This is a genomic window from Brevundimonas sp. Root1279 (assembly GCF_001425945.1).
GTDB lineage: Bacteria > Pseudomonadota > Alphaproteobacteria > Caulobacterales > Caulobacteraceae > Brevundimonas.
Map to the genome: position 1 here is coordinate 1 of NZ_LMEB01000009.1, position 26,054 is coordinate 26,054.

At 68.8% G+C, this 26,054-nt stretch carries 32 protein-coding genes and 1 tRNA gene; 28 read left to right on the top strand and 5 right to left on the bottom strand.

Annotation, left to right across the window (positions count from 1 at the left end):
- Nucleotides 1-138 (top strand): hypothetical protein (locus tag ASC65_RS17220; protein ID WP_156459669.1); only part of this gene is annotated, 138 nt, incomplete at its 5' end.
- A 417-nt stretch (nucleotides 139-555) separates the two neighbouring features.
- Here ASC65_RS17220 and ASC65_RS13345 read toward each other — a convergent pair.
- Nucleotides 556-1,122, bottom strand: coding sequence for a YdcF family protein (locus tag ASC65_RS13345; protein WP_056454214.1), 567 nt, complete (start codon nucleotides 1,120-1,122; stop codon nucleotides 556-558).
- Nucleotides 1,123-1,178: 56 nt separating this feature from the next.
- Nucleotides 1,179-2,477, bottom strand: a complete 1,299-nt coding sequence (locus ASC65_RS13350) for a flavin monoamine oxidase family protein (RefSeq protein WP_200939846.1) — start codon at nucleotides 2,475-2,477, stop codon at nucleotides 1,179-1,181.
- Between the two features lie 174 nt (nucleotides 2,478-2,651).
- Between ASC65_RS13350 and ASC65_RS13355 the strand changes: the two genes are divergently transcribed.
- The 12 genes from ASC65_RS13355 (at nucleotide 2,652) to ASC65_RS13405 (ending at nucleotide 11,643) form a co-directional block, all read left to right on the top strand.
- Nucleotides 2,652-4,682, top strand: a complete 2,031-nt coding sequence (locus tag ASC65_RS13355) for a DUF3857 domain-containing transglutaminase family protein (RefSeq protein ID WP_156459670.1) — start codon at nucleotides 2,652-2,654, stop codon at nucleotides 4,680-4,682.
- 90 nt (nucleotides 4,683-4,772) lie between these two features.
- Nucleotides 4,773-4,901, top strand: coding sequence for a hypothetical protein (locus tag ASC65_RS17735; protein WP_268750065.1), 129 nt, complete (start codon nucleotides 4,773-4,775; stop codon nucleotides 4,899-4,901).
- A gap of 94 nt (nucleotides 4,902-4,995) precedes the next feature.
- A complete protein-coding gene (locus ASC65_RS13360) occupies nucleotides 4,996-6,330 on the top strand; it encodes a hemolysin family protein (RefSeq protein WP_200939847.1) in 1,335 nt (444 codons plus the stop codon).
- A 101-nt stretch (nucleotides 6,331-6,431) separates the two neighbouring features.
- A tRNA-Trp gene (locus ASC65_RS13365) sits at nucleotides 6,432-6,507 on the top strand.
- A gap of 70 nt (nucleotides 6,508-6,577) precedes the next feature.
- The gene (secE, locus tag ASC65_RS13370; RefSeq protein WP_056454220.1) at nucleotides 6,578-6,862 is read left to right on the top strand and encodes a preprotein translocase subunit SecE; all 285 of its coding nucleotides are present in this window, start codon (nucleotides 6,578-6,580) and stop codon (nucleotides 6,860-6,862) included.
- A 13-nt stretch (nucleotides 6,863-6,875) separates the two neighbouring features.
- Complete coding sequence (gene nusG, locus ASC65_RS13375) at nucleotides 6,876-7,451, top strand: transcription termination/antitermination protein NusG (protein ID WP_056454222.1); 576 nt, start codon at nucleotides 6,876-6,878, stop codon at nucleotides 7,449-7,451.
- A 260-nt stretch (nucleotides 7,452-7,711) separates the two neighbouring features.
- Nucleotides 7,712-8,143, top strand: a complete 432-nt coding sequence (gene rplK / locus ASC65_RS13380) for a 50S ribosomal protein L11 (protein ID WP_056454225.1) — start codon at nucleotides 7,712-7,714, stop codon at nucleotides 8,141-8,143.
- A 3-nt stretch (nucleotides 8,144-8,146) separates the two neighbouring features.
- Entirely contained in the window at nucleotides 8,147-8,836 is a 690-nt protein-coding gene (gene rplA, locus ASC65_RS13385; RefSeq protein WP_056454228.1) for a 50S ribosomal protein L1, read from the top strand.
- A gap of 111 nt (nucleotides 8,837-8,947) precedes the next feature.
- Nucleotides 8,948-9,448, top strand: a complete 501-nt coding sequence (locus ASC65_RS13390) for a DUF2059 domain-containing protein (RefSeq protein WP_056454231.1) — start codon at nucleotides 8,948-8,950, stop codon at nucleotides 9,446-9,448.
- 103 nt (nucleotides 9,449-9,551) lie between these two features.
- Nucleotides 9,552-10,196: a DUF47 domain-containing protein gene (locus tag ASC65_RS13395; RefSeq protein WP_056454234.1), complete on the top strand. Its 645-nt coding sequence runs from the start codon at nucleotides 9,552-9,554 to the stop codon at nucleotides 10,194-10,196.
- A gap of 11 nt (nucleotides 10,197-10,207) precedes the next feature.
- Nucleotides 10,208-11,209 (top strand): inorganic phosphate transporter, encoded by a 1,002-nt coding sequence (locus ASC65_RS13400; RefSeq protein WP_056454239.1) that lies wholly within the window; start codon nucleotides 10,208-10,210, stop codon nucleotides 11,207-11,209.
- A complete protein-coding gene (locus ASC65_RS13405; RefSeq protein WP_056454241.1) occupies nucleotides 11,209-11,643 on the top strand; it encodes an NUDIX hydrolase in 435 nt (144 codons plus the stop codon). Before ASC65_RS13400 ends, ASC65_RS13405 begins: the two co-directional genes overlap by 1 nt.
- On the opposite strand, the gene ASC65_RS13410 is transcribed toward ASC65_RS13405, so the two are convergent.
- A complete protein-coding gene (locus tag ASC65_RS13410; protein WP_056454244.1) occupies nucleotides 11,640-12,116 on the bottom strand; it encodes a DUF1203 domain-containing protein in 477 nt (158 codons plus the stop codon). The two genes, ASC65_RS13405 and ASC65_RS13410, sit on opposite strands and share 4 nt — an antisense overlap.
- A gap of 96 nt (nucleotides 12,117-12,212) precedes the next feature.
- Here ASC65_RS13410 and ASC65_RS13415 point away from each other — a divergent pair, with 96 nt between their 5' ends.
- The 12 genes from ASC65_RS13415 (at nucleotide 12,213) to ASC65_RS13470 (ending at nucleotide 20,683) form a co-directional block, all read left to right on the top strand.
- Nucleotides 12,213-14,015 carry a M3 family oligoendopeptidase gene (locus ASC65_RS13415; protein ID WP_056454247.1) on the top strand — a complete coding sequence of 601 codons (1,803 nt, stop codon included), beginning with the start codon at nucleotides 12,213-12,215 and terminating at the stop codon, nucleotides 14,013-14,015.
- A 55-nt stretch (nucleotides 14,016-14,070) separates the two neighbouring features.
- Nucleotides 14,071-15,420 carry a serine hydrolase domain-containing protein gene (locus ASC65_RS17625; protein ID WP_056454250.1) on the top strand — a complete coding sequence of 450 codons (1,350 nt, stop codon included), beginning with the start codon at nucleotides 14,071-14,073 and terminating at the stop codon, nucleotides 15,418-15,420.
- A 70-nt stretch (nucleotides 15,421-15,490) separates the two neighbouring features.
- On the top strand, nucleotides 15,491-15,739 hold the full coding sequence (locus tag ASC65_RS13425; protein ID WP_056454252.1) for an aa3-type cytochrome c oxidase subunit IV: 249 nt from the start codon (nucleotides 15,491-15,493) through the stop codon (nucleotides 15,737-15,739).
- Between the two features lie 98 nt (nucleotides 15,740-15,837).
- Entirely contained in the window at nucleotides 15,838-16,971 is a 1,134-nt protein-coding gene (locus ASC65_RS13430; protein ID WP_056454255.1) for a Re/Si-specific NAD(P)(+) transhydrogenase subunit alpha, read from the top strand.
- Nucleotides 16,971-17,324, top strand: coding sequence for a hypothetical protein (locus ASC65_RS13435; RefSeq protein ID WP_056454259.1), 354 nt, complete (start codon nucleotides 16,971-16,973; stop codon nucleotides 17,322-17,324). Before ASC65_RS13430 ends, ASC65_RS13435 begins: the two co-directional genes overlap by 1 nt.
- 9 nt (nucleotides 17,325-17,333) lie before the next feature.
- Nucleotides 17,334-17,642 (top strand): NAD(P) transhydrogenase subunit alpha, encoded by a 309-nt coding sequence (locus ASC65_RS13440; RefSeq protein WP_056454261.1) that lies wholly within the window; start codon nucleotides 17,334-17,336, stop codon nucleotides 17,640-17,642.
- Nucleotides 17,639-17,941 (top strand): hypothetical protein, encoded by a 303-nt coding sequence (locus ASC65_RS13445; RefSeq protein WP_056454263.1) that lies wholly within the window; start codon nucleotides 17,639-17,641, stop codon nucleotides 17,939-17,941. Before ASC65_RS13440 ends, ASC65_RS13445 begins: the two co-directional genes overlap by 4 nt.
- Complete coding sequence (locus ASC65_RS13450; protein ID WP_056454273.1) at nucleotides 17,938-18,243, top strand: hypothetical protein; 306 nt, start codon at nucleotides 17,938-17,940, stop codon at nucleotides 18,241-18,243. The genes ASC65_RS13445 and ASC65_RS13450 overlap by 4 nt, the downstream gene beginning before the upstream one ends.
- Nucleotides 18,240-18,527, top strand: coding sequence for a hypothetical protein (locus ASC65_RS13455; protein WP_056454276.1), 288 nt, complete (start codon nucleotides 18,240-18,242; stop codon nucleotides 18,525-18,527). The genes ASC65_RS13450 and ASC65_RS13455 overlap by 4 nt, the downstream gene beginning before the upstream one ends.
- Nucleotides 18,528-18,529: 2 nt before the next feature.
- Nucleotides 18,530-18,919: a hypothetical protein gene (locus ASC65_RS13460; RefSeq protein WP_056454279.1), complete on the top strand. Its 390-nt coding sequence runs from the start codon at nucleotides 18,530-18,532 to the stop codon at nucleotides 18,917-18,919.
- Nucleotides 18,920-18,944: 25 nt separating this feature from the next.
- Complete coding sequence (locus tag ASC65_RS13465) at nucleotides 18,945-20,360, top strand: NAD(P)(+) transhydrogenase (Re/Si-specific) subunit beta (protein WP_056454284.1); 1,416 nt, start codon at nucleotides 18,945-18,947, stop codon at nucleotides 20,358-20,360.
- A gap of 38 nt (nucleotides 20,361-20,398) precedes the next feature.
- The gene (locus tag ASC65_RS13470; protein ID WP_156459671.1) at nucleotides 20,399-20,683 is read left to right on the top strand and encodes a hypothetical protein; all 285 of its coding nucleotides are present in this window, start codon (nucleotides 20,399-20,401) and stop codon (nucleotides 20,681-20,683) included.
- Nucleotides 20,684-20,718: 35 nt separating this feature from the next.
- Here the strand turns inward: ASC65_RS13470 and ASC65_RS13475 are convergent, their stop codons facing one another.
- Nucleotides 20,719-21,111: a UrcA family protein gene (locus ASC65_RS13475; RefSeq protein ID WP_056454292.1), complete on the bottom strand. Its 393-nt coding sequence runs from the start codon at nucleotides 21,109-21,111 to the stop codon at nucleotides 20,719-20,721.
- Between the two features lie 237 nt (nucleotides 21,112-21,348).
- Here ASC65_RS13475 and ASC65_RS13480 point away from each other — a divergent pair, with 237 nt between their 5' ends.
- Genes ASC65_RS13480 through ASC65_RS13490 form a run of 3 tightly spaced genes read left to right on the top strand, consistent with a single transcriptional unit; the run spans nucleotide 21,349 to nucleotide 24,531 of the window.
- Nucleotides 21,349-23,289 carry a winged helix-turn-helix domain-containing protein gene (locus ASC65_RS13480; protein WP_056454295.1) on the top strand — a complete coding sequence of 647 codons (1,941 nt, stop codon included), beginning with the start codon at nucleotides 21,349-21,351 and terminating at the stop codon, nucleotides 23,287-23,289.
- Nucleotides 23,290-23,312: 23 nt separating this feature from the next.
- Entirely contained in the window at nucleotides 23,313-24,104 is a 792-nt protein-coding gene (locus tag ASC65_RS13485) for a hypothetical protein (protein WP_056454298.1), read from the top strand.
- 25 nt (nucleotides 24,105-24,129) lie between these two features.
- A complete protein-coding gene (locus tag ASC65_RS13490; protein WP_056454301.1) occupies nucleotides 24,130-24,531 on the top strand; it encodes a DUF1801 domain-containing protein in 402 nt (133 codons plus the stop codon).
- On the opposite strand, the gene ASC65_RS13495 is transcribed toward ASC65_RS13490, so the two are convergent.
- A complete protein-coding gene (locus ASC65_RS13495; protein WP_056454304.1) occupies nucleotides 24,528-26,015 on the bottom strand; it encodes a sulfotransferase family protein in 1,488 nt (495 codons plus the stop codon). The two genes, ASC65_RS13490 and ASC65_RS13495, sit on opposite strands and share 4 nt — an antisense overlap.
- Nucleotides 26,016-26,054 lie beyond the last annotated feature (39 nt).

Consider the following 26,054-nt stretch of genomic DNA (forward strand, 5'->3'; position numbering starts at 1 on the left):
GCTGATCACCCCGATCGCGATGGAAGAGAAGCTCCGCTGCTGATCACCCCGATCGCGATGGAAGAGAAGCTCCGCTTCGCCATCCGCGAAGGCGGCCGCACCGTCGGCGCCGGCGTGGTCTCCAAGATCATCGCCTAATAGGTGATGCGCTACGCTCGGCTCGCGGAGCCTCGCTTCTTGAGCGCGGTCTCGCGGCGAGCGTGACGACTGAACTGAACAGCCCCCGCCGGAGCGATCCGGCGGGGGTTTTTCTTTGCGCCGGGCGGCGGACGGCGGCGGGGCGGACAGAACGCTGGTTCGTCACGAAGGACACGAAGGAAGAGACAAGGGCGCGACGGGGCCGGCGCCAGTCGGGTCAAGCGTCGGTGCGGCTGTGTCGGCTTGATGGGTCGCTGCGCGACCGGGACCGCGCAGGCATCGCGCGAAGCGCCTTCGATCCATACTGGACCCAGCCGTCGGCTCGGAGGGCTGGGCCGCCTTCGTGTCCTTCGTGTCTCTTCCTTCGCGTCCTTCGTGACGAACCAGCCCGGCCGGCCGCACCGCCGGCCTCGGACTTCAGCTCACCAGATAGCGAGCATAGCCCGGGACCTCGCGGGCGATGGAGTAGAGGTCGCGGAGTTCGAAATAGCCGGGGTGGGCGCCGCAAACGGTCAGGCCCTGCTTGCGGAACGCCAGCTTGGTGCGGGCGATGTGGAAATATTGGCTGACCACGATGGCGCTGTCGTAGTCGCGCGCTCGCATAATCGCGGCGGCGTTGCGGGCCGTGGCGGCGGTGTCGACGCCCAGGTCATCGACGAGCACGGCCTCGCCCCGGACGCCCTGGGCGACCAGCCAGGCCTTCATCGCCGTGCCTTCGGGCACCCCTTCCTTGCCCGTGCCGCCGCTGACGAGGATGGCCTGGACCGTGCCGGCGCGGTGCAGCTCGAGCGCGCGGCCGAGCCGGGCGACGAGACGAGGGGAGGGCGTTCCGTCTGGATTGACCTTGGAGCCGAGGACCACGGCGACATCGCTGGGCGGCGTCTCGTCGGTCAGGCCGTCGGCGACGATCAGCCCGGCGCAGACCAGGAAGGCCAGCGCGCCCGCGGCGACGGCGCGCAGGGCCCAGCGGACCGGTTGTCTCATGCTTCATTCCCCCTGACGGCCGAGCCTGCCACGGCTTGGGGCCGATGGGGAGGGGATCAGGCGGCCAGGGCCGTCGCGGCCTGGAGGGCGGCGCGTTCGCCGGACAGCCAGGCCCCGCCGCAGGTCTGGATCAGGCCGCCCGCCAGGGCTTCGCCGGCGAAGAAGAGCCGGTCGCCGACGGGCTGGCCGAGGGCCTCCCGGGCGGCGAAGCGGCCGGGGCTGGCGGCTGCGTACGCCCCGCGGGTCCATGGATGGGAGGCCCAGGGGGTCAGGCCGCCCTTGAGGACGTGGCCGGCGGCGTCGGAGCCGAACATCTCGACCAGGCCCTGTTTGGCGAAGTCGACGGCGGCGGCCTCGCCGGCGGCGGACAGCTCCCAGCCGAGGTCGCCGCCGACGAAGCCGACCATGAGGTCGGTGGCGAAGGGGTAGGACAAGAAATACAGGTCGCGGCGGCCGCGCCGGGCCAGCATGACGTCGGTGAACGGCTCCAGTCCGAAGCGGCGGCCGTCCATCAGAAGCGGGATCTTGGCCAGCATGCCCATGGGGATGTCGGCGATGGCGTCCCGGGTGGCGATGGGCAGTTCGGGGGTGAACCTCAGTCCCCCGGAGGCCAGGACGCCGGTCGAGGCGGTGACGATGACGGCGCGGGTGCGCAAGGCGCCGGCGTCGGTCTCGACCACGGCGCCGGGACCGTCCCATCGCACCGTGCGGACCGGTGTGGACAGCCGTACCGGCAGGCCGCGCCCCCGGTGGGCGACGATGGACCCGAAGCCCTGACGGCACAGGAAGTTGGGCGCCAGATCGTCGGCGTTGGCGTAGTCGAAGGTCGACAGTTCATCGAGGTCGACCGCCATGTCGAGCGCGCCGAGGTAGTCGCCCGCGGCCTCGCCAATGGGAGTGGAGACATCGGCGACGAGGGAGGCGGGGATATCCTGTTCGGCCTCGGAGATGGCCTCGGTCATCGCATGTTCGGCGTCGTTGACCTGGGCGGCGTCGATCTGTTGCCGGCCCAGCCACACCTTCTCGAGGTCGTACTCATGGGCCTGGAGCTCGAAGCCGTTGGCCTGGGCGTAGGCGGTGTAGGGGTTGTGGTCGGCCTTGTGCAGCCAGGCGCAGCCGACGTCGAACGGGGCGCCGAACGTGGTGGTGTCGGTGAAGGCGCGGCCGCCGATTCGGTCCATGGCCTCCAGGATGATGACGGAAAGGCCCCGGGCCTGGAGGGCGTGGGCGGCGGCGAGGCCGGCCGAGCCCGCGCCGATCACGACCACATCCGGGTCGCCGGAGGGAAGGCCGCGCGCCCCCATCAGGCCGATGCCGCCAAGGCCCGCCAGTACGGCGCGTCGGGTGAGTCTCATCGGCCCCTCCCACTTCGGATAACGTCAGGATGCGGAAGCGGGGCCGGGCGTCAAGTCAGCCGGACGGCCGAGGGCGCCGAACGGACGCGTCTGGGACGCACGTGAGAGGCGAACGTCGTGACGCACGGACGTTGTTCGGCTAGCGTCGCCGTATCAGCCGTCGGGGGCTTTGCAGTGGCGTATGGAGATGAGCGCACCGTCGTGCGCGGCCCGGAGTTCGGGCCGGCGCCGGCGGGCTTCGACATGGGGACGCCGGGCATCGGCGACCGCGACCCGGCGCTGCTGAGCGAGCGCGGGTGCTGCTTTTGGCTGTCCGACACACGGGTGGACGCGACCGGGGCGGAGCGGGTCTGGACGAGCCGGCTGGTCCAGCAGGTGACCGCGGGGGATGGGCTGCAGTCGGCCGCCAGCTTCGAGGTCGCCTTCAACCCCTCCTACGAGCGCCTGGTCATCCACGGGGTGCGGGTGTGGCGGGACGGGGGCGTGCGCGAGGCGTCCAGTCCCCAGGCTTTTGAACTGTTCCGGCGCGAACTGAACCTGGAGCGCGCCGTCTACGACGGCCGGCTGACGGCCCATATGATCGTGCCGGACGTGCGGGTCGGCGACGTGGTCGACACCTGCTTCTCGATCGTCGGCTCCAATCCGGTGCTGAAGGACTCGCTGAGTTTCACGCCTCGGCTGCAATGGAGTTCGCCTGTCGTCGAGACCCGGGTCGAGCTGCGCCTGCCGCCGACGCGTGCGGTGACCATCCAGGCCTTCGGCAAGGTCCCCAGGCCGAGCGACGAGACAGTCGACGGGGTGCGCATGCTGCGCTGGCGGGCGCTGGACGTCCCGCCCTGGCGGCATGATTCCGATGCGCCGCCCTGGCACGTCGGCTTCGGCTCGGTGCATGTGACCGATGTCACTACCTGGGGCGCCGTCGCCGACCTGTTTCGCGACTTCTATGCGCCGCCCGAGCGGCTGCCCGAGACGCTGGAGGCGGCAGCGCTCGCGTTGATGGACTCCAGGCCGGAGCCGGCGGCCCGCACCGTGGCGGGGCTGCGGCTGGTGCAGGAGTCGCTGCGCTACCATTCGGTGGGGGTCGGGGACGGCGGTTTCCGCCCGCGGCCCGTCGAGGCCATCTGGGAAACGCGGTACGGCGACTGCAAGGACGCCTCGCGCCTGCTGGTGGCGGTGTTGCGGCGGATGGGAATCGAGGCGGTTCCTGCCCTGGTGAACACCCGGATCGGACCCGGGCTGGAGCATGAGCCGGCCAACGCCACGGCCTTCGATCACTGCATCGTGCGGGCGACCATTGACGGCCAGAACTGGTGGCTCGATCCGACCCTGACCGCCCAGGGCGGCGATCTGGAGCACCTGTCGCGGCCCCGGCACGTGTGGGGCCTGCCGCTGGTCCAGGGCGCGCAGTTGGAGCGGATGCGCGACACGGAGATCCCGACCGTCTGCGAGACCCGCGAAACCTGGACCTTCGACCGGCTGGCGGATCGGCCGGCCAGGCTGGAGATGCGCACCGTCTATCGCGACTGGCGCGCCGACGACATCCGTCGCTGGCTGGCTAACGACGGTCCGAGGAATGTGGCGCGCCGTCTGAGGGAGTCCCTGGAGGCGGAGTACGGCCAGGCGGTCGAGGCGGCGCCGCTGGAGGTTCGCGACGGCGGGGCGGAAGGCTGGGTCGAACTGGTGGAGCTGTACGACATCGACCGGCCGTTCCAGCCCTGGGACGACAGCCGGCTGCGATTCGTGTCGCGCGATGACGTGGTGGGGCCGAATTTGCGCGATCTGGAGACGGTGCGGCGGGTCGAGCCGATCGACCTGGGCGCGCCGCGGCGGGTGGTGACCGAGCGGGTCTTCAACCTGCCTACGCCGGTGGATGTGCGGCCCTGGAACGTCCGCATGGCCGGCCCGGCGACCGAACTGGTCAGCTCCCTGGAGTGGCGGACCAACCGGCAGATGGCTCATGTGCTGGACCTGACGGTGCTGAAGCGGGTGGTCGAGGTCGAGAGCGCCCGCGACCATTTCGCCGCCGTGCGGGAGGCGCGGCACTTCAACGGCGTCAGCTTCGTCGTCGGCGTCGAGAAGGGGCGACTCACCCCGCCGGCGGGAGCCGGGAAGGGGCGCGGCGGAGGCATCTCCTGGCTCGGCTGGCTGGTCGTGGGCGTGCTCGCCCTGTCGGCGTTCGCCCGTCTGGCGTCGGGGTTCGGTTAATCGCGCAACCCCGAGGGGCATCCGGTTGCGTGCAACCGGTTCCGGGTCCCTACGTTCGGTTCTCGGACGTTAGGATTTCGGTAACCATACATGCGACGCGCGCTTCACATCGGCCTGTTCATCGGCACCCTCATCGGGATGTCGGCCTGCGCCTCGGCCGACCGGGATAACGGTTCGAGCGGAGCCTATGGCTCGGTGGAAATCGGCCGGACGCGCTGACGCTCAAGGAATCCGTGGCGAAGGGTCGGAAATCTCCCTATCATCGCGCCCGCGGACGCCGACTGTCGCGCCGCGCCGGTTCCGCTCCTCCTAGATGTTAGCCATCGCCATCGTCGTCGTTCTGCTCCTCGTGGTCATGAACGGCCTGTTCGCCATGACCGAATTGGCGGTTGTCTCGTCGCGGAAATCCAAGCTGCAGAGCCGGGCGGAGCGGGGAGACCGCGGCGCCCGGGCGGCCCTGAAGCTGGCCGAGGAGCCGACCCATTTTCTCTCGGCCGTGCAGGTGGGAATCACCCTCATCGGCATTCTGGCCGGCGCCTACGGCCAAGCGGCCATCGGCGGCGAACTGAACCGCATCCTGGCGACCTCCATCCCCGCCATCGCGCCGTGGTCGGACGTTGTCTCCACCGCCATCGTCGTCGTCTTCATCACCTATGTGTCGGTGATCATCGGCGAGCTGGTGCCCAAGCGCCTGGCGCTGATCTTCCCCGAGCAGATCGCGGCCAAGATGGCGGCCCCGATCTCGACCCTCGCCGTGGTGCTGAAGCCGTTCGTCGTGCTGCTGACCGCCTCGACCTCGGGAATCCTCAAGCTCATGGGCGTCAAGGACCGGGACGGTTCGGACGTCACGCAGGAGGAGGTGGAGACCATCCTCGCGGAGGGCACCTCGGCCGGGCTGATCGAGCCGGAAGAGCAGACCATGATCGAGGAGATCATGCGGCTCGGCGACCGGCCCATCCGCGTGGCCATGACGCCGCGCCACGAGGTGTTCTGGATCGCCCTGAACGACCCCGAGAAGCAGCTCCGCGACGAAATCCGCACCTGCCCCTATTCGCGCATCGTCGTCGCCCGCGAGAACGACGTCGATAACCCCTTGGGCGTGGTCCACAAGAAGGACCTGCTGGACAGCCTGCTGGACACCGGGGAGCTCAACGTCGAGGCCCACATCCAGACCCCCGCCTTCATCCCGCAGTCGACCTCGGTGTTGAAGGCGCTGGAGATCCTGAAGGCGTCGAAGGTCCACATGGCCTTCCTGGTCGACGAATTCGGCGCCTTCGAGGGCGTGGTGACCGCCACCGACCTGCTCGAGATGATCGCCGGCGATTTCGACGAGGGACATGACGAGGGCGTGGCCCTGATCCGCAAGCGCGAGGACGGCAGCTGGATGGTCGACGGCCAGACCGACCTGGACGAGCTGGCCGACACCCTGGGCGAGGATTTCGGCGAGGCCGACGGTTTCCACACCGTGGCGGGCCTGGTGCTGCACCAGCTCTCGCGCGTGCCGGATGAGGGCGAAATCCTTCAGCTGGGCCGATTCGAGGTCGAGGTGATCGACATGGACGACCGCCGGATCGACAAGCTTTTGTTCCGTCAGGTCATCAAGGCCGAGGACGAAGCCAACGCCGTGGCGGCTCACTACGAGGATTGATGCCATCCGCCCTTGAAATGGGGGGCGGCGTGGGGCATACGCCCCGGTCTGGCGATCAAGCGCGTTGATGGGGCTGCCCGACAGCGCGCTGAGATTTGTCTAGGAGTTTAGCTCAGCTGGTAGAGCACCGGTCTCCAAAACCGGGGGTCGTGGGTTCGAGTCCCCCAACTCCTGCCATTTCCCCTACCGCCACCGGGTGGGACTTCCCATCTGGGGGCGGTAGGATCAATTCTTTGACGGATCAGTGATGGCCAAGGCCAAGACCCCAGGGCGCCGCCCCCAGACCGCACAGCCCGCGATCGCGGGAGCTGCGGTGGTCGCCGACGCTCCGAAGAAGCCGCGGGTCTCGATTCCGCAGTTCGTCGGTCAGGTCCGTGCTGAAGCCCGCAAGATCGTGTGGCCGAGCCGCAAGGAGACCTGGATCACCTCGGTGATGGTCTTCATCATGGTCGTGATCGCCTCGGTGTTCTTCTTCGTCGTGGACACCGGCCTGGCCTTCCTCTCGCGCCTCATCCTGGCCATCGGCCAGTAAGAAAAAGACGCCAATGACCGACGCAACCGCCAAGCCCGCCGCCAATCCGCGCCACAAGTGGTACATCGTCCACGCCTACTCGAACTTCGAGAAGAAGGTGGCTGAGCACCTGCGTGACCAGGCGCGTCAGCAGGGTCTGGAAGACCACTTCAGCGAAATCCTCGTGCCGACCGAAGAGGTCGTCGAGATCCGTCGCGGCCGCAAGGTCAACTCGGAACGCAAATTCTTCCCGGGCTACGTGCTGGTGAAGATGGAGATGACCGACGACGCCTATCACCTGGTCAAGAACACCCCAAAGGTGACGGGCTTCCTCGGCGCCGCCGGCGGCACCAAGCCGCTGCCGGTCTCGGAGCGTGAAGTCCAGAACATCATCGGCGCCGTGGAAGAGGGCGTCGAGCGTCCGAAGCCCACGATCCGCTTCGACATCGGCGAGACCGTCAAGGTCATCGACGGTCCGTTCGCCAGCTTCGACGGCCAGGTCGAGAGCGTCGACGAGGACAACGCCCGCCTGCGCGTGGCCGTGTCCATCTTCGGCCGCCCGACCCCGGTGGACCTCGAGTACAATCAGGTGGAGAAGGTCGCCGCCTGAGGCGATTTTCGAGCGTTACATTTCGCACGATACAAGCGCGACATCGCCGGCGAGACATCGGCGACAGGCGCGACATGCGAGACATCACTGCGACGGCGGCTCTTCCGGGGCCGCCGTTTGCTTTTCAGGGGGCGCTCTGGTACACGCGCGCCTCGCCTTGAACAGGGCGGCGCGAGCAATTGCGCAAATCCGTGGGAGGCAGCCATGCCCGACCACGGCTCACCGGCCCGATTAGCTTCGGGTCATCATAGGAGAGACCAATGGCCAAGAAGATTCTCGGCTACATCAAACTGCAGGTGCCCGCCGGCTCCGCGACCCCGTCGCCGCCGATCGGCCCGGCCCTCGGCCAGCGCGGCGTCAACATCATGGGCTTCTGCAAGGAGTTCAACGCGCGCACCGAGAAGGAAGCCAAGGGCACCCCGCTTCCGACCGTGATCACCGTCTACCAGGACAAGTCGTTCACCTTCGTCACCAAGACGCCGCCGGCGACCTGGTACCTGAAGCAGGCCACCGGCCTGAAGTCGGGCGCCAAGCTCACGGGCCGCGAAACGGCCGGCAAGATCAAGCAGTCGCAACTGCGCGAGATCGCCGAGAAGAAGATGAAGGATCTCAACGCCAACGATCTCGACGCCGCGGCGAAGATCATCGAAGGCTCGGCCCGCGCTATGGGCCTGCAAGTGGTGGAGGGCTAACCCATGGCCAAGCAGACCAAGGCCTACAAAGCCCGCACCGGTGACGTCAACGCCCTCCTGGGCTTCGAAGACGCCATCAAGGCCGTCAAGGACAACGCCAAGGCCAAGTTCGACGAGTCGATCGAAATCGCCGTCAACCTGGGCGTCGACCCGCGTCACGCCGACCAACAGGTCCGTGGCGTGGTGAACCTGCCCTCGGGCACCGGCCGTGACGTCCGCGTCGCCGTCTTCGCCAAGGACGCCAAGGCTGATGAAGCCCGCGCGGCCGGCGCCGAGCACGTCGGCGCTGAAGATCTGTACGAGAAGATCAACGGCGGCTTCATGGACTTCGACCGCGTCATCGCGTCGCCGGACATGATGGCCCTCGTCGGCCGCCTCGGTAAGGTGCTGGGCCCGCGCGGCCTGATGCCGAACCCGAAGGTCGGCACCGTGACCCCGAACGTCGCGCAAGCCGTCAAGGACGCCAAGGGCGGCGCCGTCGAGTTCCGCGTCGAGAAGGCGGGCATCGTCCACGCCGGCATCGGCAAGGCCTCGTTCGACCAGTCCGCTCTTGAAGCCAACGTCAAGGCGATCGTCGACGCCCTGGTCAAGGCCAAGCCGTCGGGCGCCAAGGGCACCTACGTCAAGAAGATCAGCCTGTCCTCGACGATGGGCCCGGGCTTCAAGATCGATCCGGCTTCGCTGAACGCCTGATCGGCCTGAAAACCAGACTGATGCGGCGGCGGAGAGCGATCTCCGCCGCCGTTTTCGTTTGCGCGGCGGTAGGGCAGGGCGGAGGATGCGCCCCGGAGAGGGGACTGTTCCATGCGTGTATCCGTTATCGCCGCCGCCGTCGTTCTGGCCTTCGCCACGCCGGCGCTCGCCCAGACAGCCGACGCCGATCGGGCGAGCCAGATGGAGTTGGCGGATCGCTACCTGCGGATCACCATGGGCGAGGACCTCGACAAGTTTCTCTCGAGCTATTTCGAGGAGAGCTATCGCGATACGGACCTGACGTCCGAGCAGCGGACCTGGCTGACGAACCATATGGTCACCGCCTACTCCGGCGTTCTGGACGCGACGATCGCCGACCTGCGTGACGATGTGGCCCAGGACTTCACCCGTGAGGAGCTCGAAGCGGCGATCGCCTTCTATGAATCGCCGCTTGGCCGCTCGATCGTGCGCAAGACCATGGATCTGAGCGTCGACGCGGAGCGGGAGATGATGCCGCACCTCATGGACGCGATGACCAGCCTCGGGAAGAAATACTGCGAGCGGTTCGACTGCGGGGCGAGCGGCGGCCAGATGGTCAAGCCGGGCCGTTGAGCGCCTCTCGGCAACCGGCCTTGCACTGACGGGTTGACGCACTGGCGCGGACAGGGGAGTGAGCGCGCACGGTCGCGTAGGCGATTCCCGGGAGGTGTTTTCCATGCTGAGCTGGTTTCAGGCCCTGCTGCCCAAGGAAGACAATTTCTTCCGGCTGTTCGACGCCCACGCCGCGACCCTGATCAAGGGCGCCGAGGCCCTGCGCAACGTGCTGGACGGCGGCGACGAGGTCCCGCGCTGGTGCCAGCGCATCGTCGACCATGAGCACGAGGCCGACGCAGTCGCCCGCGAGGTGCTGTTCGCGGTGCGCCGCAGCTTCATCACCCCGTTCGACCGTTCGGACATCCGCGGCCTGACCAACTCGCTGGATGACTCGATCGACCAGATGCAGAAGACCGCCAAGGTCATCATGCTGTACGAGATGCGCGACTTCGCCCCCCACATGCGCCAGCTCGGCGACGTCGCGGTCGAAGCGGCCCTGCTGACCGTCGAGGCGGTGTCGCTGCTGCCGGACATGCGCAAGCACCACGGCCGGCTCAACGAACTGACCGAGAAGATCGCCCGCCTCGAGAGCGACAGCGACACCCTCTACGACCACGGCATGAAGGCGCTGTACGAGGAGCACAAGGCCGGAAACGCCATGGCCTTCATCACCGGCGCCGAGGTCTATGACCACCTTGAGAAGGTGGTGGACCGGTTCGAGGACGTGGCCAACCGCATCAACGGCGTGCTGGTCGAGCACCTGTAAGGAGCGCCCCTATGGACGGCGCCCTGCTGATCCTGATCTTCCTGATCGCCGTCGCCCTGCTGTTCGATTTCCTGAACGGCCTGCATGACGCCGCCAACTCGATCGCCACCATCGTGGCGACGCGCGTGCTGCCGCCGATCTATGCGGTCGGCTGGGCGGCCTTCTTCAACTTCATCGCCTTCCTGTTCTTCGGCCTGCACGTGGCCAACACCATCGGCAAGGGGATCATCGATCCGAGCGTGATCTCGGATCAGGTGATCTTCGGCGCCCTGATGGGGGCCATCAGCTGGAACGTGATCACCTGGCTGGCGGGCATCCCCTCTTCAAGCTCGCACGCCCTGGTCGGCGGCCTGCTGGGCGCGGGCGTGGCCAAGGCGGGCACCGGGGCGATCGTCTTCGCCGGGGTCAGCAAGACCGTGGCCGCCATCTTCCTGTCGCCGGCCGTGGGCTTCGCCTTGGCGCTGCTGCTGGTGTTCATCGTGTCCTGGCTGTTCGCCAAGGCCAACCCGGCGTTCGCCGACAAATTCTTCCGCAAGGCGCAGTTCGTCTCCGCCTCGGCCTATTCGCTTGGTCACGGCGGCAATGACGCCCAGAAGACCATGGGCATCATCGCCGTGCTGCTGCTGTCGCGCGCGCCCCCCGGGACCGAGTTTCATGTGCCGTTCTGGGTGGTCATCACCTGTCAGGCGGCGATCGCCCTGGGCACGCTGTTCGGCGGCTGGCGCATCGTCCACACCATGGGGTCCCGGATCACGCGGCTGAGCCCGCAGCAGGGCTTCTGCGCCGAGACCGGCGGGGCCATCACCCTGTTCCTGGCCACGGGCCTGGGCATTCCGGTCTCGACCACCCACACCATCACCGGGGCCATCGTCGGCGTCGGCGCGGCGCGGCGGGCCTCGGCCGTGCGCTGGGGCGTGGCGCGCAGCATCGTCACCGCCTGGTTCATCACCATGCCCGCGGCCGCGGCCATCGGGGCGCTCTTCTTCTGGCTCGGCGGATTGTTCCTGACCTGATGGCCAATGACGTGGTCCGCACCGAGGAGGCCGAACGTCGCCAGGTGGCGGCGCTGCCTTGGCGACGCGGCCCGGACGGCTTGGAAGTGCTGCTGGTCACGTCGCGCGAGACGCGGCGCTGGGTGACGCCCAAGGGCGGACGGATGCCGGGCAAGACGGATCCCGAGGCGGCGGCCCAGGAGGCGCTCGAGGAGGCCGGGGTCGAGGGCGAGGTCGGCCACGAACCGCTCGGCGTGTTCCGCTATCTGAAGATCCTGAAGCGTCGCGCCGCCCGCTGGTGCGTGGTCGCCCTCTATCCGCTTGAGGTGACGGTCGAGCATGCCGAGTGGAAGGAGCAGACCGAGCGCGAGCGCCGCTGGATGCCGGTCGCGGCGGCGGCGGCCAGCGTCGGCGAGCCGGACCTGGCGGCCCTGATCGCCGCCTTCGACAGCTAGGCTCGGGCGGGCGACGCCAAGGCCATGAAGCAGCCGCGCCGGGCGGTGTGCAGGTGGATGGCCGTAACGCCCGGATCGTCGAACCACGCCGCCAGCCGTTCGGCCAGATCGCGACCCTCGACGACATCTGCGTCCAACATCATCCACGCGGCGTCGTAAACCCGGGCGGACAGCAGTCGTCGTCCCAGCATGTCCGGAATCTCGCCGGGCGCGGGTACGCGTTCCTCCGCCGCCTCGCGCACAAAGATCGGTCCGTCGCCTCTGTAGGGACTGGACGGGACGTCGAGGTGGCGATGGTTGAGCAGGAGCAGACGTTCGCCGGGCGTCGCGTCTGCAAGGCTGACCCGACAGGGTGCGCTGTTCGGCGCGTCGGCGACCATGCGGAGGGCCCCGATGGCGTTCAGGGCGATGTCGTCGAGGCTGAACAGGGGCTGGAACTGCGGCAGCTGCAGGCCGTGGATCTGGAAGGTCATGGGCGTCTCCTGCGGCGGGATTAGTCCGAACAGTCGATGGCGTCCGGCGGGTTTCGGCTGTTGCGCCGACGCCCGCGCATCCCCACAACGGAAGCCATGAACGCGCCCTTCAAGACACCCGCCGATCCGTTGGACGCCCCGCTGTGGGATCTGTCCGACCTCTACGCCTCTCGCGAGGACGCTCGCATAGAGACGGACCTGGAGCAGGCCCGGGCGCTGGTGAGCGAACTGAACGCCCTCGAAGGGCGGTTGGTCGAGGCCAGGGACCGGCCGGCGGAGCTGGGGGAGCGGCTGGATCGGGCCATCGCGCTGTACGAGCAGGCCTCGGACCTGCTCGGCGGGCTGGGCGCCTATGCCTTCCTCGCCGCCTCGACGAACCGCAACGACGCCGGCGCCCAGGGCTTCGAGGGCACGGTGCGCGAGAAGATCACGGCCATCGCCACGCCGACGGTGTGGGTGACGCTGGAGATCAACCAGCTGGACGAGGCCGCGGTCGAGGCCGCCCTGAAGGCGCATCCTGCGGCGGCGCGCTGGAGCCCCTGGCTGCGCCGGGTGCGCGCGATGAAGCCGCACGAGCTGTCGCAGGAGCTGGAGACCTTCTTGGCCGAGCGCGGGCCGATCACCGCCCAGTGGCCGCGGCTGTTCGACGAGACGCTGGCGGCGATGAAGGTGAAGGCCGGCAAGGACGAACTGACCCTGGCCGAGGCCCTGAACCGCCTGTCGGATCCCAAGGAGGCGCGGCGCAAGGCGGCGGCCGAGGGGCTGAACGACGCCCTGGGCGCGCGCAGCCAGACCATGGCCCTGGTGATCAACACCGTGGCCGCGGACAAGGCGCTGGAGGACAAATGGCGGGGCTTCAAGCGCCCGGCCGACAGCCGCCACCTGGCCAATGAAGTCGACGGCGACGCCGTGGACGCCATGGCCGAGGCTGTGGCGGCCGCCTATCCGAGGCTGTCGCACCGCTATTACGCCCTGAAGGCCCGCGCCATGGGCAAGGCCAAGCTGGACCAGTGGGACCGCAACGCCCCGATCGAGACCACCGCCCCGCGCGCCTTCGACTGGGGCCAGGGCAAGGCCATGGTGCTGGAGAGCTTCTCCGACCTGGGCGGCGACTTCGCGGCGCGAGCCGAGGGCTTCTTCGACAAGCCGTGGATCGACGGCAAGGCGCGCCCCGGCAAGCAGTCGGGCGCCTACGCCCACCCGGTCACCGCCGACCGCCACCCCTATGTCTTCCTCAACTGGATGGGCGAGCGTCGCGACGTTCTGACCCTGGCGCACGAGCTGGGCCACGGGGTGCACCAGACGCTGGCCGCGGGGCAGGGCAGTCTGCTGGCCGACACGCCGCTGACCCTGGCCGAGACGGCCTCGATCTTCGCCGAGGGCCTGACCTTCGACCGGCTGCTGAAGACCGCGCCCAAGGCCGAGCAGCGCGGCCTGCTGGCCGGACGGATCGAGGACGGCCTGAACACCGTCGTGCGCCAGATCGCCTTCCACCGCTTCGAAACCCGCTTCCACGACGAACGCGCCGCGGGCGAAGTGCCGGTCGAGCGGATCGGCGAGCTTTGGCTGGAGGAGATGGGCGGCTCGTTGGGTCCGGCCGTGACCCTGAACGAGGGGTATGAGCACTGGTGGAGCTACGTCAGCCACTTCGTGCACTCGCCCTTCTACGTCTACGCCTACGCCTTCGGCGATCTGCTGGTGGCGGCGCTGATGGAGACGCGGGCCAAGGATCCGGCGGGCTTTACGCCGCTGTACCGCGACCTGCTCGCGGGCGGCGGGTCCAAGGGCTACGTCGAGGCGTTGGCGCCGTTCGGGCTGAACCCGCGCGACCCGGCCTTCTGGACCATCGGGACCAAGCGGCTTGAGGGGCTGATCGACCAGTTCGAGGCGCTGGCCTGAGGCCTGTCCAGCCTGGGCCATTGACCCGGGCGCGGCGGCGGGCAAGCGTCGCGGCATGCGCATCCTGATCCTCGCGGCCGCCGCCGCCCTTTCGACCACGGCCGTTCACGCCCAGACCCAGCCGCCTGCGCCTGCTGCGCCGACGCCGGCCGTGCGGGCCATGGCGGCGGGCTATAAGGCCCTGACGGTGTGCAGCGCGCTGAAGAGCGCCGACGCCGCGGGCGGGTCGCGGACGCTGGAGAGCGTCGAGGCCAATGAGCTCGTCGGCGTCTATCCCGAGCTCGACGCCCTGGTGCGCGAGATGCCGGCCGAGATGACGGAAGACCGAACCAGCGTGGCGTGGGACGAGGCCATGCCGCCGCGGGTGGCTCTCTATCATCCGGGCGCGGGGTGCCGGATCATGCCGGTGGGCTGGTCGGGCGAGACGCCGGCGATCACGCCTCCGGAGCGCCCCACCGAGCGGCTCCTGGCGGTCGCCGAACCGCGCGGAAACGCCGCCCTGCTCAGCGAGGCGGTGGAAGGGGCTCTGGGAGGGCGCTTCGGGGAGGGCTCGAACACCACCGCCGTGCTGGTGCTGCAGGACGGCAAGGTGGTCGCCGAGAAATACGGCGCCGGCTTCGGCCCCGACACGCCGCAGCGCACCTGGTCGGTGGCCAAGAGCCTGGCCGGCACGGTGATCGGAGCCGCGGTGCAGCGCGGCCAGGTCGATGTGAACGCGCCCGCCGCCATCGCCGACTGGGGCGTCCAGGGCGATCCCCGCGCGGCGATCACTCTGGACCAGCTGATGCGCATGGCCTCGGGGCTGACCAGCGACACGGCGGGCAACCGCACCGACGCCCTGTATTTCGGCGGCGTCGGCGTCGATGAGCAGGTGACGACCTGGCCGCTGATCGCCCAGCCTGGAAGCCGCTTCCGCTACGCCAACAACGACATCCTGCTGGCGGTGTTGGCGATCGAGCCGGCTTTTTCGGACCATTCGCCCGCGGGCCTGTTCGCACGGCTGGGCATGAACGACACGGTCGCCGAGACGGACTGGCGCGGGCACTACATGCTCTCAAGCCAGGTCTGGTCGACGGCGCGGGACCTGGCCCGGTTCGGCCAGCTGTACGTGGATGACGGGGTGGTCGACGGCGAGCGCATCCTGCCGGAGGGCTGGCGCGACTATGTCTCGCGGCCGTCGGGCCCGCAGCCGACCGGGGAGCAGGGCTATGGCGCGACCTTCTGGCTGTTCGACAAGAGCGAGGGCATTCCCGCCGACGCCATCTCGGCCAACGGCAACCGCGGCCAGTATGTGATCATCGTGCCGAGCCGGAAGATCGTCATCGTGCGCCGCGGCGAGGATCCGACCGGCAAGCGCTTCGACCACATCGCCTTCACCCGCGACGTTCTGGCCGCCCTCGACTGAACCGACTTGAGCGGGCGGCAGGCCTCGCTATAAGACGCCAACCGAATTCCAGATTCCCGGATGCCCGACCATGGCCGACCCGCACCACGTTGACGCTCACGATGACTACGTCCGCGGTTCGATGGAGATCAGCGAGCAGCAGTCGACCTTCGACCTGTTCATCAACTTGGCCAAATACGGTTCGCTGATCATCGCCGCGGTGCTGCTGTTCCTGGTCCTGTGGTTCCAGCCGGACGGCAGCCTGATCGCCGGCGTGATCGCCGCCGCCGTGATGCTGGTCGCGGGCTTCTGGTACCTGGGTCAGAAGAAGTCCCACTAAGGGCTTCGCGTCCCCTCAAGCGGGCTTCAGCTCCGCTTTGACGCGCCCTCCCGGAACAGCCTAACGTCGGTCCGTCGAGAGAAGACGGAGGGATTCGCTTGGCTGTCGCCATCGCCGTGACCCGCGAACGCCGTGAGGGCGAAACGCGCTGCGCCGTGACACCGGAAACGGTGAAGAAGCTGCTTGCGCTGGGCGCGACGGTGGTCGTCGAGGCCGGGACCGGGGCGGGCTGCGCCATCCCCGACGCCGAGTTCGCCGAGGCCGGCGCGACCATCGCCAAGGACACCAAGGCCGCCCTGACCGGCGCCGACGTGCTGCTCAAGGTGCGCGGTCCGACGGCGCAGGAGGCCAGTGCGCTGAAGCCGGGCGCGGTGGTCGTGGCTCTGCTGGACGCCTACCGCGAACCCGAGACGGTGAAGGCGCTGGCGGGCGCGGGGGCTTCCGCCTTCGCCATGGAGTTCGTGCCGCGGATCACGCGGGCGCAGGTCATGGACGCTCTGTCGTCGCAGGCCAACCTGGCGGGCTATCGGGCGGTGATCGAGGCGGCCTACGCCTTCGGCAAGGGATTCCCGATGATGATGACGGCGGCGGGCACCGTCGCCGCCGCCAAGGTCTTCGTCATGGGCGCGGGCGTGGCGGGGCTGCAGGCCGTGGCCACGGCGCGGCGGCTGGGGGCGGTGGTCACCGCCACCGACGTGCGCCCGGCCTCCAAGGAGCAGGTCGAAAGCCTCGGCGCCAAATTCGTCGCCGTCGAGGACGAGGAGTTCAAGGCCGCCGAGACGGCCGCCGGCTACGCCAAGCCGATGTCCGAGGAATACCAGGCCAAGCAGGCCGAGCTGACCGCCTCGCACATCGTCAAACAGGACATCGTCATCACCACCGCCCTGATCCCGGGGCGGCCCGCGCCGCGTCTGGTCACGGCGGCGCATGTGGCGTCGATGAAGCCGGGCTCGGTGATCATCGACCTGGCCGTCGACAACGGCGGCAATGTCGAGGGCGTGAAGGCCGGCGAGGTGGTGACCACCGCCAACGGGGTCAAGATCGTCGGCTGGACCAACATGCCGGGGCGCATCGCCGCGGACGCCTCGAACCTCTACGCCCGCAACCTGGTCGCCTTCCTCGGCCTGATGGTCAAGGACGGCGCTTTGGCCATCGACCTGGAGGACGAGATCCTCAAGGCGGCGGTGGTCACCCACGGCGGCGCCGTGGTGCACGAGGGTGTGAAGCGATGATGGCGATCGTTCTGGCCAGCCTGTCGCCGGCGATGCCGCAGCCCTGCCTCAAGGACGGCGACGCGATCGCGGGCGAGTTTCGGTACGTCGAGACCCGCCATCACGACCGACAGGTCCGCCAAGCCTTTGTTGTAACCGAGCAACCCTTCTGTTTCGCCCCGGTCATTTGGCCGGAGTCTCACCTGGTCCATGGACGGTGGATCCAGGTCCACTGGTCCGACGAACGGATGCCGGACCCTGCTCCCGGCAGCGCCATCACCATGGTGGTTGAAGACTGCAACGAGCCAGGGACGACCTGGCACATAGGCGACATCGTCTGTAACGCCCGCCTGATCTCGCGCGACGGGATGTGAGGACCTGATATGGAACACGTCGATCCCACCGTTTTCCGCCTGGCCATCTTCGTGCTGGCGATCTTCGTCGGCTACTACGTCGTCTGGTCGGTGACGCCGGCGTTGCACACGCCGCTGATGGCCGTGACCAACGCCATTTCGTCAGTGATCGTCGTCGGCGGTCTGATCGCCGCCGCGGCCCTTTCGGCTGACGGGGGCTGGATCGCCAAGGGGGCCGGCGTCGCCGCCGTGACCCTGGCCAGCGTCAATATCTTCGGCGGCTTCATGGTCACCCGGCGTATGCTGGCCATGTACCGCAAGAAGGAACGACCCAAGTGATTCCCGCCTCCGACCTCTATTTCCTGTTCGCCTTTCCCGTCGTCCTGCTGCTGGTGTTCGGCTTCCTGATGTTCGGGCGCGGGCTCGAGCCGGAGAAGCGCCAGCGGGTCGAGCGGATCATGGCGGCGATCGTCTATCCGGTCATCACCGTCTTCTGGTTCTGGAAGTCCTACGAGTACGCCCTGAAGGAGCACTGGGCCTTCGCCGTGGGCATGCTGGGCGTGGGTCTGATCTTCACGCTCAACGGCGTCCGCGCCGTGCGTGAGGGCCGCCTGGCGCCGAGGAAGCGGGCGCGGTGAACCAGCCCTCCGACATCCTGCTGACCGTCGGATTGCCGATCGCGATCGCGCTGTTGATCGCGGTCGTCCTGGCGAGCCGGTGGATTCCGCCCAGGGCGCGGACGGTCGTTGAGCGCGTCCTGGCGGTTGTGATCTATCCCGCCGGCGCAATCGCCTTGGGTTGGCTTGGTCTGGACTACTGGCGGGACGGCGACTGGCTTCGCTCCGTCCTCAACGCGATCTTCGCCGCCGGTCTCCTGGCGCTGGCCTTCAGAGCCATACGGCAAGGGCGTCTGGCGCCCGTCGGAGCGCGCCGCGGATGAGCCTCGACGCCCACACGCTCGCGGTCGGCGCGTCCTGGGCGGCGACGGCGCTCGGGTCGGGGCTCGTGCTGTGGAGCTGGCTGGGCGAGAAGAACGCCATCCGCAAGCTGCGCTTCCTCGACTGCGGCGTGGTGCTGTTGTTCTCATCCGTGCTGCTGCGCATCGTGGCGCAGGACCGACCGATGAACCCGTGGGACTGGGCCATGGTCTTCGTCGGGCCGCTGTTCATCGCCGCCGCTCTGTGGCGACTGGCGCGGACGGCCTGTCCGCCGAACGGGAAATGACGATGCGCGCGCGTCCCGTGGCCGTAGCCTTGTTGATCGCAAGCCTGCTGACGGCCCCGGCCGCCGGCGCCCAGACCTACGTCGGCAAGAACATCGAGGGCGGCATGCACTGGCATGTCTCGGCCCCCGACGGCGCTTCCTGGCGGCTGCAGTGCCGTTTCCCGCCGGTGACCTACGAGCGCAACTCGTACGATCGTGAGGCCTGGATCAACCGCCTGGAACGCAGCGGACGCGGCGAGGACGCCGGTCGGTTGCCGTTGAACGTCGGCGACTGCCGGGTCTGGAAGACGGGCGGCCGCGGGGCGGTCGCCATCGCCCTTTCGCGCGGCGGAGAGACCCGCGCCGACGCCACCCGAGATCCGGCCACGCCGGCGGCGGTGGGCTTCCTGTAATGAACGAGCTGTTCGGGGGATCAGAATGAACGCATCGATCGCGGCCCTGGCCTATCTGGTCTGCGGCGTCCTGTTCATCCTGTCGCTGCGCGGCCTGTCGAGCCCGGAGACGAGCCGGCAGGGCAACACCTTCGGCATGATCGGCATGGGGCTGGCGGTGGGGGTGACCCTGCTGACCCTGTGGACGTCGGGGGCGCTGGATCTGATGACCGCCGGGCTGATCCTCGGCGGCGTGGTAGTCGGCGGCGGGGCCGGGGCCCTCATCGCGGGCCGGGTGCAGATGACCCAGATGCCCCAGCTGGTGGCCGCCTTCCACAGCCTGGTCGGCATGGCCGCCTGCCTTGTCGCCGTCGGCGCGGTCTACGCGCCCGACAGCTTCGGCATCGCCACCGCCGCGGGCGGCATCAAGACCCTGTCCATCATCGAGTTGAGCCTGGGCGTGGCCATCGGGGCGGTGACCTTCACCGGCTCGGTCATCGCCTTCGCCAAGCTGAACGGCAACATGAGCGGGGCGCCGATCCTGCTGCCGGCGCGCCATCTGATCAACATCGCCCTGGCCCTGGGCCTGGTCCTGCTGATCGGGGTGATGATCGGCTCGGGCGGCACGGCCACCTGGGCCTTCTGGGGCGTGTTCGCCATCGCCCTGATCCTCGGCGCGACCCTGATCATCCCCATCGGCGGGGCCGACATGCCGGTGGTGGTGTCGATGCTCAACTCCTACTCGGGCTGGGCCGCGGCGGCGCTGGGCTTCACCCTGGAGAACATCGCCCTGATCATCACCGGGGCGCTGGTGGGCAGCTCCGGCGCGATCCTGAGCTACATCATGTGTAAGGGCATGAATCGCAGCTTCATCTCTGTAATCCTTGGTGGTTTCGGCGGCGAGACCGCGGGCCCCGCCGGCGGCGCGGTCGAGACCCGGCCGGTCAAACAGGGCTCGGCCGAGGACGCCGCCTTCATCATGAAGAACGCCTCGAAGGTCATCATCGTGCCGGGCTACGGTATGGCCGTGGCCCAGGCCCAGCATGCGCTGCGCGAGATGGCCGATACGCTGAAGGAGGAGGGGGTCGAGGTGAAATACGCGATCCACCCCGTCGCCGGCCGCATGCCCGGTCACATGAACGTCCTGCTCGCCGAGGCCAACGTCCCCTATGACGAGGTGTTCGAGCTGGAGGACATCAACAGCGAGTTTTCGAGCTGCGACGTGGCCTTCGTCATCGGCGCCAACGACGTCACCAACCCGGCCGCCAAAACCGACCCGCAGAGCCCGATCTATGGCATGCCGGTTCTGGACGTGGAGAAGGCCGGGACCGTCTTGTTCATCAAGCGCGGCATGGGCTCGGGCTATGCGGGCGTCGAGAACGAGCTGTTCTTCCGCGACAACACCATGATGCTGTTCGCCGACGCCAAGAAGATGGTCGAGGGGATCGTCAAGGCGCTGTGATGGAGCCGAGCCGACAGGTCCTGGTTCTGAGGGAAACCTTGAGTTCGATCCTCCAGCTCCTGGGGGCCCACGGCGATCCCGGAGTCCTCGCCCGCATCGACAAACTGGACGCCGATCTTGCCGCGGGCGAACTGGGAGCGCTGAACACCGTCCTCGCCGAGACCACTGGCTCCATGGGTTCGCTGAGGGATCAGGTTCTCCTGGCCGCTGACGGCCGCACCCTCTCAGCGGACGCCAACGATCGCCTGTTCGGCCTTGTTGGATCAGCGGCGGATCAGTGCCGGGAAGCCATGCGGCATCATGGGATGCATGTTTGGCGCTAGCTGGGGCGACGGGTCTCCCGCCGCCCCCGCACGGCTCACCGCGCCCCGGCGCGCGACGGCACGGACACCGTCAGCACCGCCTGACGTGAGACCGCCTCGTCGATCTGAGGCTGGGCGTCGCGAATGGCCGCCCGCATGCAGCGGTGGGGGTTTGAGACCGCGTTCAAGGTGAAGTCCGCGCGGCGGCAGACGGTCCGGGCCGCCGCCCTGACCCGGTGATCGAGTGCGGCGACGCCCTGCGGCGAGGCCAGGTCCAGGTCGCGGTACGGCACGATCACCCGCAACACTTCGTCGGCCTTGGCCAGTTGCGGCACGGCCAGGGCGCCGCCGGCGAGGGCGGCGAGGAGGCCGCAGAAGGCGGCGCGCAGCGGGATCGAGCCGCGATGGACGGGGTGTGCGGGCTCGTTCGGGAAGGGCGTCGGGATCATCGAACTGTTCCATTGGCAGGACGCGGCTGGGAGCGCCGGGTCGACGCTTTTTTCCCATCGGACTGGCCTCTGGGTCCTGAGGATGGGCTGGAGAGTTCCTGATCATTTTCCGCCCCCGCATTCGGGTCTGGAGCCCGCGGTGGCGCGGTTTGGCGGAGCGGCGTATTCTGAGGGAGTTCTGAGGGGGACCGGAAAAGGGGCGGTCGGGGCCCGACAGCGCGGGATTGAAGCGACGCCATGAGCGAGCGTTACCTGATCGCCGAAAGCCTCTGCCTCGACCTCAAGGACGAGCGGCTGTCGGTGGACGGGACCCCGGCCCGGCTCGGCGGGCGGGCGTTCAACCTCCTGCGGGTGCTGATGGAGCGGCCGCAGACCCTGCTGACCAAGGACGAGCTGTTCGCCCGCGTCTGGCCCGGACTGACCCTGTCCGAGGCGGTGCTGACCACGGCCGTTAAGGAGCTGCGCCAGGCCATTGGCGACAAGGCGCGCCAGCCGCATTTCATCGAGACGGCCCACGGGCGGGGCTATCGCTTCCTGCTGCCGGTGCGGCAGGCCGATGAGCCGGAAGCAGGGCCGCCGCCGCCCCCGGTGGTTGCAAAGGCTGGGCGTCTGCGCCCGGGTTGGCGGGCCTGGACGGGGATCGGCGCCGGCGTGGCCCTGTTGGTCGCAGGCGTCGTCTGGGTCGCGGTCGACCGCTTGCAGAACGATCCCGAGCCCGTCGCCACCGTGTCGGTGGTCCAGCCCAAGTCGCTGGTGGTGTTGCCCTTTGAGGACCTGTCGCCGGAGGGCGGCCAGCGCTGGTTCGCCGACGGTCTGGCCGAAGAGGTGCAGTCGACCCTGGCCCGGGCGCCAGACCTGCGGCTGGTGTCGCGAACCTCGGCGGCGAACATGGTCCGGGAGGGGCTGAACGGGCAGGAGGTGGCCAAGCGGCTGGGCGCGGCCCAGTTTCTCGAGGGCTCGGTGCGACGCGCGGGCGACCAGGTGCGGGTGACGGTGCGGCTGGTGCGGGCCGCCGACGGGGTCGAGCTGTGGTCGCACAGCTATGACAGCGACGTGCGCGACGTGATCTCGATCCAGGAGGACATCGCCTTCCAGATCGCCTCGTCGCTGAAGACGGTGACGGACCCTGCGCGGCTGCGGGTGATGGTGGCGGCGGGGACCCGATCGGTGGAGGCCCACGAGGCCTATCTGCGGGGCCTGGCGGCCGACCAGAGGCAGTTCCAGGACGGCGACCAGACCTACGCCGAGGAGGCCGCCGAGGCCTATGAGCGGGCGCGCGAGCTGGACCCCCAGTTCGCCGCCGCCCACTGGAAGGCGGCCCAGACATGGTTCGGCAACGCCACCCGCATCGACTCCGCGACGCGCGCCAATGTGCCCGACGCCGAGCGGCTGGCGCGTTACATCGAGCGGGTCGACGCAGCGATCGCCACCAGCTCGAACGAGACCGACAGTCTGAAATACCGGGCCGGGCGCGCCTCGATGGACCTGCAGTTCCGCACCGCGCACCGGCTGATGGCCCAGTATCTGGCGGCGCGGCCGCGCGACATCGACGCCTGGGAGGACATGGGCGATCTGGCCGCCTATGCGGGCGAGCGGGCCTGGATGCGGCGCGCGGCCGAGCGGATCCACACCCTGTCGGTTCAGGAGGGCAATCCGAGGTCGCGCGCGATCACCGTCTCGGTGATGTCGCTGGACCTCGACAACGCCGTGCAGCGCGCCCGGGAGCAACTGGCCCTGCGTCCCGATCATGCCATCACCCAGTACCAGGCGCATCGGGCGATGATCTGGGCCGGGCGGACCGGCGAGGCGGCGGCCCTGCTCCCCAAGATCGAGGCATCCCAACTGCCGCGCGAGACCCGCGATCTGGCCACCATGCGTCAGGCCTGCGCGGAGGGGCGGATCGCGGACGCCGCCGACATTCGGGCGCGGATCGACCGGGAGGGGGACCTGAACAACCGCTGGCTGGCCGCCCAGCTGGCCGGCGACGCGGCGGCGGCCGCCGACCTGCTGCGACCCCTGGACCGGCCGGAGGGCCTGCCGACCCTGATGCAGTATCTGATCAGTCCCACCTTCGACAGCAGCCGCTATCCGCTGTTGGCGGCGCAGATGAACCGCAACGGGGTGCCGCCCACGAAGCCGATCGGCGTACCGCACGGGTGCGCAATGACGGCGCGTTAAGGCGGAGATGATTTACGCCCGCGATGAACCCTGAACCTGGAAAAATCGAGAGCCGGCCGAAGGCGGCCTTCACGGCCTTCTCGATGGCCTTCGTGCTGTCAGCTGTCGTCGCTTTCATGCTGCCCCGGGGCCTGCACGCGCTATTTACGCCCGCGTGGATGGCCGGTGCGGTGTTCGAGTGGGGGCTGGGGTCGCCGCCCGTCACCCTCATCGGCGTGCCGCTGGTTCTGATTAGCTTGGTTGCGTCCGCAATCTACGGCGCCCGTACCCAACGCGTGGTCCCGATCATCCTGCCGACGGCGGCGGTGGGCGTCTTCCTCGGCGTCGCGAGCTTCGCCCTGGCGCATGATCAGGGCGTGGCGGTCTGGTCGGATCGGATCGAGATCCGCGACGGGGGCGAGCCGCGCATCTATCTGCCGGCCGATGTGCAGCGGGTCGAGACGTCCTGCTACCGGCGCATCAACTCAAACCGCCATCGGATCGGGGAGAATCCCCGGACCCGGCGCTGGGCCTCGGTCGACTACCGGCTGGTCTTTGCGGACGGCGAGTCCATCGAACTGGACCGCACCCGGCCGGAGGATCACCAGCCGCGGCTTGAGTGGCTGCGGCGGCTGGCGGCGTTGGACGCGGTCTGGGGCGCCCAGGCGGAGCGGATCGAGCCGCTGGGGTCGGACGGGGAGCCGCTCACCCGGCCGGCCTGCGTGGACCAACTGGTGAGAGACCTCTCGCCCGAGGACTTCGCCCTCGCTAGCCGCCTCTTGGGTCTGACCGACGAGCGACTCCGCGCCATGGGCTTCACGTGGTCGGAACCATGATAGCCTGACGGCCAAAGGAGCGCCCATGGCCAGCGAACCCAAGACCAGGCCGACCGACGTCCCGGTCGCGGACTTCATCGCGGCGGTGGAGAACCCGCGCCGCCGCGCCGACGCCGAGGTGGTGCAGGCCATGCTGACCGAGGTGACGGGGCTCGAGCCGGTGATGTGGGGGCCGTCGATCGTCGGCTACGGCAGCTGCCGGCTGAAGACCGGGGACTGGCCGATCGTCGGCTTCTCGCCGCGCAAGGCGCAGATGGTCATGTATTTCGACCTGGCGGACCAGTCCGAGCTGCTGGCGCGGTTGGGCAAGCACAAGACCAGCGTGGCCTGCCTCTACTTCAACTCGCTGGCCGACGTCGATCCGACCGTCCTGCGCGAACTGGCCGAACGGTCGGTGGCGCGGACCCGGGCGAAATACCCGGCCTAGGGTTTGCCGTAGGCGTCGAAGAAGGGCTTGAGCTGGGTCTCGTAGCGCTTCCACGCCTCCTTGGACGAGGCGTACATCGGCTTGCGCACCTGGGCGAAGCTGGCGGTGGTCACGGCCCGTTCGGTCTTGTGGAAGTCACGCACGCCGTCCTCCCACTCCAGGCCGGCGTGGGCGATGATCTTGCGCATCCAGGTCTCGGGATCGTCGACCAGGGCTTCGTAGGGGACGGTCAGCAGGTTGTCGCCCAGCACCTTGGACCAGTGGGCGTGCAGCCGGTCCTCGCCCTTGAAGTAGCGGGCGATGTCGGTCAGCGAGCGGGTCCAGTCGACTCCCTTGGCGAAGCGGGTGCGGTAGCAGGACCAGGCGATGCCGGCCGGCGCGCGCCGCAGCCAGATCAGCTTCGCATTGGGCAGGATCTGGTGGATCAGGCCGAGATAGCGCGTCTGGTTGAGCGTCTTGTCGACGACGCGCCCGGACTTGCCGAAACGTTCGTCGAGCAGGTGCAGATAGGCCTTGGCGATGCGGTTCGGCAGGGCGGCGGCGTCGGGGCGATTGAACGACTGGCGCACCTCATCGGGGGTGTAGCCCTTGATCGCCATCGAGGCCGGACGGAACAGGTTGGCCTCGGCGCCGTCGACGACCTGCGAATGGCTGACCAGGATCTGCTCGACCAGGGTGGTGCCCGAGCGCGGCAGGCCGAGGACGAAGATCGGCCGATCGCTGTCGACCGTGCTCTTCGGCAGGCTGTCCATGAAGGCCTTGTCGTAGCCGGTCACGATCGCATCGACGAAGGCGTCGGCCAGGTCGGCGTTGAAGGTGCTGTCGGTCTTCTGCAGCCTGGCGGCCTCGTCGAAGCAGGCGAAGGCGCGGGTGGTGTCGCCGGCGTCATCCAGCGCCTTGCCGAGCGCGTACAGCAGCACGATGCGGCTCTGGCGGTTGGCCTCCGACGTGCCGATGCGACCGAGCAGGGCCTCCATGGCGGCGATGTCGGGATCGTCGGCCGTGAACTTCTTCATGTCGGCGATGACGTGCCAGGCGTTCTCGGCCCCGAGCGCCACGTTCGGCAGGGCGATGGCGCGCCGCAGGTTGGTCATGGCCGCGTCGTGGTCGCCGAGCTGGACCTGGCAGGTGGCCAGGAAGTGCAGCGCCGACGGATCATTGGGGCGTTCGCGGACCAGGGCGGCGCCTTCGCGCAGGGCGTCCTCGGTACGGCCCGACTGGATCAGCAGCTGGGCGTAGGCGAGGCGGGACTCGATGGTCGGGGCGGCGAGGATGTTCTTGCGCGCGGCCGTCAGGGCCAGGGTGATCTCGCCGATGGTGGCGGCCAGGCGGGAGATCGAGGCCCAGCGCTGGCCGAGCGGCGGATCCGCCTGGATGGCCTTGGCCAGCAGATAGGCCGCGTCGTCGCGTTCGCGGGCCTGGAAGGCGGCGAGGGCGCTGTTCACCAGTCGCGTCCCGTCCGCAGTCTGCGTCGCCGTATTCATGCCGTCCTCCCGCTACTTCAGGAGGGCTAGCGGTCCGCA

Bases quoted from the DNA above. Each gene is read 5' to 3' on its own strand.
- ASC65_RS17735 (WP_268750065.1), top strand. From the start codon at position 4,773: ATGCGACGCGCGCTTCACATCGGCCTGTTCATCGGCACCCTCATCGGG.
- ASC65_RS13460 (WP_056454279.1), top strand. From the start codon at position 18,530: ATGCGCGCGCGTCCCGTGGCCGTAGCCTTGTTGATCGCAAGCCTGCTG.
- ASC65_RS13480 (WP_056454295.1), top strand. From the start codon at position 21,349: ATGAGCGAGCGTTACCTGATCGCCGAAAGCCTCTGCCTCGACCTCAAG.
- ASC65_RS13440 (WP_056454261.1), top strand. From the start codon at position 17,334: ATGGAACACGTCGATCCCACCGTTTTCCGCCTGGCCATCTTCGTGCTG.
- ASC65_RS13435 (WP_056454259.1), top strand. From the start codon at position 16,971: ATGGCGATCGTTCTGGCCAGCCTGTCGCCGGCGATGCCGCAGCCCTGC.
- nusG (WP_056454222.1), top strand. From the start codon at position 6,876: ATGACCGACGCAACCGCCAAGCCCGCCGCCAATCCGCGCCACAAGTGG.
- ASC65_RS13395 (WP_056454234.1), top strand. From the start codon at position 9,552: ATGCTGAGCTGGTTTCAGGCCCTGCTGCCCAAGGAAGACAATTTCTTC.
- ASC65_RS13415 (WP_056454247.1), top strand. From the start codon at position 12,213: ATGAACGCGCCCTTCAAGACACCCGCCGATCCGTTGGACGCCCCGCTG.
- ASC65_RS13485 (WP_056454298.1), top strand. From the start codon at position 23,313: ATGAACCCTGAACCTGGAAAAATCGAGAGCCGGCCGAAGGCGGCCTTC.
- ASC65_RS13475 (WP_056454292.1), bottom strand. From the start codon at position 21,111: ATGATCCCGACGCCCTTCCCGAACGAGCCCGCACACCCCGTCCATCGC.
- ASC65_RS13350 (WP_200939846.1), bottom strand. From the start codon at position 2,477: ATGAGACTCACCCGACGCGCCGTACTGGCGGGCCTTGGCGGCATCGGC.
- rplA (WP_056454228.1), top strand. From the start codon at position 8,147: ATGGCCAAGCAGACCAAGGCCTACAAAGCCCGCACCGGTGACGTCAAC.
- ASC65_RS13360 (WP_200939847.1), top strand. From the start codon at position 4,996: ATGTTAGCCATCGCCATCGTCGTCGTTCTGCTCCTCGTGGTCATGAAC.
- ASC65_RS13405 (WP_056454241.1), top strand. From the start codon at position 11,209: ATGGCCAATGACGTGGTCCGCACCGAGGAGGCCGAACGTCGCCAGGTG.
- ASC65_RS13490 (WP_056454301.1), top strand. From the start codon at position 24,130: ATGGCCAGCGAACCCAAGACCAGGCCGACCGACGTCCCGGTCGCGGAC.
- ASC65_RS13465 (WP_056454284.1), top strand. From the start codon at position 18,945: ATGAACGCATCGATCGCGGCCCTGGCCTATCTGGTCTGCGGCGTCCTG.
- ASC65_RS13390 (WP_056454231.1), top strand. From the start codon at position 8,948: ATGCGTGTATCCGTTATCGCCGCCGCCGTCGTTCTGGCCTTCGCCACG.
- rplK (WP_056454225.1), top strand. From the start codon at position 7,712: ATGGCCAAGAAGATTCTCGGCTACATCAAACTGCAGGTGCCCGCCGGC.
- ASC65_RS13345 (WP_056454214.1), bottom strand. From the start codon at position 1,122: ATGAGACAACCGGTCCGCTGGGCCCTGCGCGCCGTCGCCGCGGGCGCG.
- secE (WP_056454220.1), top strand. From the start codon at position 6,578: ATGGCCAAGGCCAAGACCCCAGGGCGCCGCCCCCAGACCGCACAGCCC.
- ASC65_RS13425 (WP_056454252.1), top strand. From the start codon at position 15,491: ATGGCCGACCCGCACCACGTTGACGCTCACGATGACTACGTCCGCGGT.
- ASC65_RS13495 (WP_056454304.1), bottom strand. From the start codon at position 26,015: ATGAATACGGCGACGCAGACTGCGGACGGGACGCGACTGGTGAACAGC.
- ASC65_RS13455 (WP_056454276.1), top strand. From the start codon at position 18,240: ATGAGCCTCGACGCCCACACGCTCGCGGTCGGCGCGTCCTGGGCGGCG.
- ASC65_RS17625 (WP_056454250.1), top strand. From the start codon at position 14,071: ATGCGCATCCTGATCCTCGCGGCCGCCGCCGCCCTTTCGACCACGGCC.
- ASC65_RS13400 (WP_056454239.1), top strand. From the start codon at position 10,208: ATGGACGGCGCCCTGCTGATCCTGATCTTCCTGATCGCCGTCGCCCTG.
- ASC65_RS13410 (WP_056454244.1), bottom strand. From the start codon at position 12,116: ATGACCTTCCAGATCCACGGCCTGCAGCTGCCGCAGTTCCAGCCCCTG.